The sequence below is a fragment of the Acidithiobacillus sp. TH-A36 genome (assembly GCF_057473445.1).
In genome coordinates this window covers 1-5,337 of the sequence record NZ_JBYCKP010000416.1, presented here as the reverse complement: position 1 = coordinate 5,337, position 5,337 = coordinate 1, and the positions used below count along the sequence as shown (strand labels likewise).

General features: G+C 55.4%; 4 protein-coding genes. 1 reads left to right on the top strand and 3 read right to left on the bottom strand.

Annotated features, from left to right (window positions below; all coding sequences use genetic code 11):
- Positions 1-184 precede the first annotated feature (184 nt).
- From trxA to uvrA, 3 genes are all read right to left on the bottom strand, one after another.
- A complete protein-coding gene (gene trxA, locus AC2VLY_RS10950) occupies positions 185-1,054 on the bottom strand; it encodes a thioredoxin (RefSeq protein ID WP_193650193.1) in 870 nt (289 codons plus the stop codon).
- 85 nt (positions 1,055-1,139) lie between these two features.
- Positions 1,140-1,694 (bottom strand): hypothetical protein, encoded by a 555-nt coding sequence (locus tag AC2VLY_RS10945; RefSeq protein WP_193650194.1) that lies wholly within the window; start codon positions 1,692-1,694, stop codon positions 1,140-1,142.
- A 41-nt stretch (positions 1,695-1,735) separates the two neighbouring features.
- Entirely contained in the window at positions 1,736-4,537 is a 2,802-nt protein-coding gene (gene uvrA, locus AC2VLY_RS10940) for an excinuclease ABC subunit UvrA (protein WP_486922268.1), read from the bottom strand.
- Positions 4,538-4,639: 102 nt separating this feature from the next.
- Between uvrA and AC2VLY_RS10935 the strand changes: the two genes are divergently transcribed.
- On the top strand, positions 4,640-5,119 hold the full coding sequence (locus AC2VLY_RS10935) for a single-stranded DNA-binding protein (RefSeq protein ID WP_193650196.1): 480 nt from the start codon (positions 4,640-4,642) through the stop codon (positions 5,117-5,119).
- Positions 5,120-5,337: the final 218 nt, after the last annotated feature.

Sequence of the window (5,337 nt, the reverse complement as noted above, 5' to 3'; positions counted from 1 at the left end):
GGGTAAAACCAAAGCACGCAGCGACAACAGCAGTAATCAGTAGTTTCGGGCGTTTCAACAGGGTTTTCGGGCGACTATTCGCCATAGGACTCTCCTTTGGAGTTTTGGTTCTGCAGCATTGACGCATTTGCGTTTAGACTCGGTAATAAAGCATCTAGTTCCTGCCTGATGTCTACCATAGCACTTAATACAAAGCGCGGGATAATTTGGTGCGGTATTGCTCAACCAGTGGTCCCTGATTGCTGTGCAGGGCAAAAATCTTCAGAACAGTTTTGCGGGCGAGGCCATCGTCGTAACTTTTGTGTCTTTCCACCATTTCAATCAGTTGATCCAAAGCGGCAGCTTCCTGGCCCTGCAAAAGCAGAACCAGCGCCCGTTGATACATGGCCAGAGCGCGCGTGTCGCCTTTTTCATGGGCAATGGTCGTCTCCAGCTTGGCCATGGGCGGAGCTTTGCGCGCCGCATCCGTAAATTCCAGTAATGCTTTCAGGCCTTCGACCTCGATTTCCATCTGAAACAGAGGGGACATGGCATCAATTTGTGCCTGAGCATCCGCATGACGTCCCTGTTGTATGGCGAGATGGGCCAGTGCCAAACGTGCCTGATCGTTTTGAGGGTTTGTTTGCAGGGACTCTTCCAGAAGTGACTGGGCTTCATCGGTTTTGCCCTGGGCCATGGCGGCCATGGCCTCGGCGCGCAGATCATCGCCGGGCTTGGGTAAATGTTTTTCAAGAAACTGGCGGATGGCAGACTCCGGGAGAGCGCCGGTAAACTCGTCTACTACTTTACCGTTTTTGAAAGCCTTGACGGCGGGAATTCCGCGCACCTGATATTCCCGGGAAAGTTCCGGGTTTTCATCAGAATTGATTTTGGCCAGAACAAAAGCACCCTGCATTTCCTCCGCCAGCTTTTCGAGGACAGGACCCAGGGCGCGACATGGTCCACACCAGGGTGCCCAGAAATCCACGAGGACCAGGGCCTTTTGGGAAAGCTCAATAACGGCTTCCTGAAAATTACCTAAGTTGACTTCGAGGATGTGTTCACCAGTGGCCATGCAATACTCCTGAAAATAAAAAGACGTCGGCTCGGGAAATAGGGGCGATAAAGCAACATTTCAAGCTTTTCGGGTGAAATGGACCTTATTGCAATTCGGCTTTGGCGAGTTCGTCCAGTACCCCCTGAAGCAGGCTGCGACCCAATGGTCCCATGCCTTTTTCCAGCTTGCGGCGATCATCCAAACCTCGGGACAAGGGGCCGAGAGCGGCCCCCATACGGGCCATGTCGCCCCCGGCTTTTTGCATTTGACTGGCCATTTGCCCCAACCAGGCGACGGCCTGGGGGTCGCCCCGACGCGCGGCAAGGATGACACTGGCCAGCCCTGGGGCCGCCAGTCCCGGGTCGGCCTGCCCCGTACTTTTGGGGAGCGTTTCGGGATTTTGCAGACCCATCAGAATGGATTCGACGATGACACTGTCTTCTTCATCCAGTCCCTGCAGTAAACCCAGTTCACGCTTGCCAGCCATAATCTGTTGAATGACCGCCACCAGTTCTCCCCAACCATTCGCAGCGGCGACGCGCAGGTGGTCGTCGACAGCGCCGCGCAACCGGGGGTTCTGGCAGGCTGCAACTACCTGCAGGATCAGGGCGGCGTGGGCGCTGCGGATTTGTTCACGGCGTTCGGGGAGAACGGACATATTCACGGCTCCAGGTCATGTTTACAGGACTATTGTGCAATTTATCGGGATAAATGTCGCGCCAGATAGTGACCGGTGTGTGAAACCGGATTGCGGGCGACTTCGTCAGGGCTGCCCGTGGCGATGATTTGCCCGCCTCCGGAGCCACCCTCGGGACCCAGGTCGATAATCCAGTCGGCGGTTTTGATGACATCCAGATTATGTTCAATGACCACAATGGTATTGCCCGCATCGGCGAGCTTCTGCAGGACTACCAGGAGCAGGGCGATATCATGAAAATGCAGGCCGGTGGTAGGTTCATCAAGAATGTATAGGGTGCGTCCGGTATCCCGTCGGGATAATTCCCGGGAGAGCTTTACCCGCTGGGCTTCGCCACCGGAAAGTGTGGTGGCGGACTGGCCGAGGCGCAGATAACCCAGCCCTACATCCAGCAGTGTTTGCAATTTGCGGGCAATGGCTGGTACCGGATCAAAAAACTGGCGGGCATCTTCCACCGTCATTTCGAGAATTTCGTGAATATTTTTGCCCTTGTAATGCACATCCAGCGTTTCCCGCTTGTAGCGTTTTCCGGCACAAACGTCGCAGGATACGTAAATGTCCGGCAGAAAATGCATTTCAACGCGAATGACGCCGTCGCCCTCACAGGCTTCACAACGGCCGCCCTTGACGTTAAAACTGAATCGCCCCGGATTGTAACCTCTGGCCCGGGCCTCGCTGGTGGCGGCAAAAAGCTCGCGAATCGGGGTGAACAGTCCGGTATAAGTGGCCGGATTACTCCGGGGGGTACGGCCGATGGGACTTTGATCAATGGCTATGACTTTGTCCAGGGCTTCCAGGCCACGCAGTTGCTGATGCGCAGCCGGACTCTGCGTGCTGCCCATCAGAACCCGCGCGCAGGCGGGATACAAGGTGTCATTGATCAGCGTGGATTTGCCCGAGCCGCTGACGCCGGTGATGCAGGTAAACAGGCCGATGGGAATTCTTGCATCGACTGATTTCAGGTTGTTGCCTGTCGCACCGATGACTTCCAGCCAGCGTTGCTGGTCGTGACAGCGGCGTTCGGGAATTGCAATGCACAAATCACCAGTCAGGTAACGACCGGTGAGGGAGTCCGGATTGGCGCGAATCTCTTCGGGAGTACCCTGAGCGATGACTTCACCCCCGTGGGTACCGGCGCCGGGGCCCATATCCACTACATGATCTGCAGCGCGGATGGCATCTTCGTCATGCTCTACAACAATGACGGTATTACCCAGGTCACGCAGATGTTTGAGAGTGCCGATCAGGCGGTCATTGTCACGCTGGTGCAAGCCGATGGAGGGTTCATCCAGAACATACATGACCCCCACCAGACCGGCACCAATCTGGGAGGCCAGGCGAATGCGCTGGGCTTCGCCACCGGAAAGGGTTTCTGCGGAACGATCCAGACTCAGATAGGCCAGACCCACATCTACCAGAAACTTCAGGCGGCTGCTGATTTCCTTCAGGATTCTCTCGGCGATGATGGCTTCCTGGCCCTCCAGTTGCAAATTCGCAAAGTGTTGCAGGGATTCGCGAATGGGCAGCGCTGACACTTCCTGAAGGGCCAGAGGCCCCACCTTGACCATACGGGCTTCTTCACGCAGACGGCTGCCGTGACAGGACGGACAGCGCAGGCGGCCCATGTAACGCATGATTTCTTCCCGCGCCAGATTAGACTGGGATTCGCGCAGGCGCCGTTCCAGTCCGGGAATGACTCCCTCAAAATGAATCTGATGCGTCCGTGAACCTTGCTGCACGGTAATACGTTCGTCGGAACCGTGCAGAATTTGCTCACGCACTTCAAAAGGCAGGTCTTCCCAGGAAAACTCCAGGGAAAAGTGAAAATGAGCGGCCAGCGCATTCAACAAGGGGGTGTAATGTTCCTTGTGGCGCTTGGTCCAGGCGGCGATGGCCCCGGCGCTGAGGCTGGCACCCGGATCAGGAATAATCAGGTCTGGATCAAAAAAGGTAATTTCTCCCAGGCCGTCACAACGTGGACAGGCCCCTGCCGGATTGTTGAAAGAAAACAGCCGGGGTTCGAGGGCCGGAAAGGAACGTCCACAACTGGGACAGGCATGGTGGGCGGAGAACAGGCGTTCTTCCTGATGTTGCGGCCCCATCAACACGGCGATGGCCTGGTCATCGGCGAGGCTCAGTGCGGTTTCCAGGGATTCCGCCAGACGCGGCCCACTGTCCTCGCGCAACACCAGGCGGTCAATGACGGCTTCAACGCGATGTTTGCGTTTTTTGTCCAGGGTCGGAATGTCATCCAGTTCGAGCATTTCCCCATCTACCCGGGCACGAATCAGGCCTCTGGCCCGCAGCGCGCTGATCACCTCTTCATGACTGCCTTTGCGATCACGCACCATGGGGGCGAGAATCATGAGTTTTTCGCCTTCAGGCAGGGCCAGTAATTGATCTACCATCTGGCTGATGGTCTGGCTCTGAATGGGTGCTCCGCAACACCAGGGCGTGCCAGTGCGGGCATACAGCAGACGCAGATAGTCATGGATTTCCGTGATGGTGCCGACGGTAGAGCGGGGATTATGGGAAGTGGATTTCTGTTCAATGGAAATGGCGGGCGATAGCCCTTCAATGGCATCCACATCAGGCTTGCCCATCAGCGACAGAAACTGCCGGGCATAGGCCGAAAGACTCTCCACATAGCGGCGCTGACCTTCGGCATAGAGCGTGTCAAAAGCCAGTGAGGATTTGCCCGAACCGGATAAGCCGGTGATGACAATGAGGCGGTCCCGGGGCAGGGTTAATGAGATGTTTTTGAGATTATGGGTACGTGCGCCCCGGATCTGGATATGTTCCATGTAGCCGTAGCCTTTTTGGGTTCAGGAATGAGTTTTTCTCTGGATGGGTTAGTATAGGGCTTTCGGGGACGGCCGTCCCCTTGTACTCAAGGAGATCTGACAATGGCGGGAGTGAACAAGGTCATATTATTAGGACATCTGGGCCGGGACCCGGAGATGCGCTATCAGCCCAGTGGTGCTGCTATCGCCAATTTCAGTATTGCCACCTCTGAAAATTTCAAGGATCGCGAAGGGAATAAACAGGAACGCACCGAATGGCATCGTATCGTGCTATTTGGACGTACTGCCGAAATTGCTGGCGAATACCTGCGCAAGGGCAGTATGGCTTATGTGGAAGGCCGATTGCAGACCCGCAAGTGGACCGACAAGGAAGGTCAGGAGCGCTACACCACTGAAATTATCGGTGACCGGCTGCAATTGGTGGGTCCACGCGGGGGCGGTGGTGGTGCAGCCAGTTTTGACGAAGAAGATCATGGCGGCGGTCATTCGACGGGTGCTTCTTCAGCTCCGGCCAGCAGCGGGCGCAAACAGGATACCCCACCCCCGCCAATGGAAGATTTTGATGACGATATTCCTTTTTAAAAACCACCAAACATAAATTGTAAACATAATCCCGGAACGTCTTGTACTTTCTGGGATTTTTAATGTGCGCGAAACGGGCTACACAATGCCAACCCGGCAGACAGATCTTATTCCGACTAAACTTGACGTGTATATAAGAATGGGTTTTCCTATGCATATTTCTCGCGATATGTATAGGTCGAGTTGTCTTTCTTTGCATGTTTCGCCATTCCATCTAT